At 36.0% G+C, this 275-nt stretch carries 1 tRNA gene; it reads right to left on the bottom strand.

The annotated features are described in order from the left end of the window. Window positions 1-146: 146 nt before the first annotated feature. Window positions 147-222: transfer RNA gene (locus ACMVDV_RS23320), tRNA-Thr, on the bottom strand. Window positions 223-275 lie beyond the last annotated feature (53 nt).

Genomic DNA, 275 nt, shown 5'->3' with positions numbered 1-275 from the left:
GGATAACTTAAATGAATTACTGATTACAAGTCAGTTGCTCTTTTAAATTATCTAAAATAAATGGTGCCGACTAACCGAGTCGAACGGATAACTTAAATGAATTACTGATTACAAGTCAGTTGCTCTTTCAAATTATCTAAAATAAATGGTGCCGACTAACCGAGTCGAACGGTTGACCTACTGATTACAAGTCAGTTGCTCTACCAGCTGAGCTAAGTCGGCACACTAAACTGTGTGCTAAGGCACGTTTCAATTTTAAAGATTGATAACTTTTA

It is taken from the genome of Pseudoalteromonas sp. ASV78 (genome assembly GCF_047806705.1).
Taxonomy (GTDB): Bacteria; Pseudomonadota; Gammaproteobacteria; order Enterobacterales; family Alteromonadaceae; genus Pseudoalteromonas; species Pseudoalteromonas prydzensis_A.
This window is presented reverse-complemented; position numbering and strand designations above follow the sequence as displayed.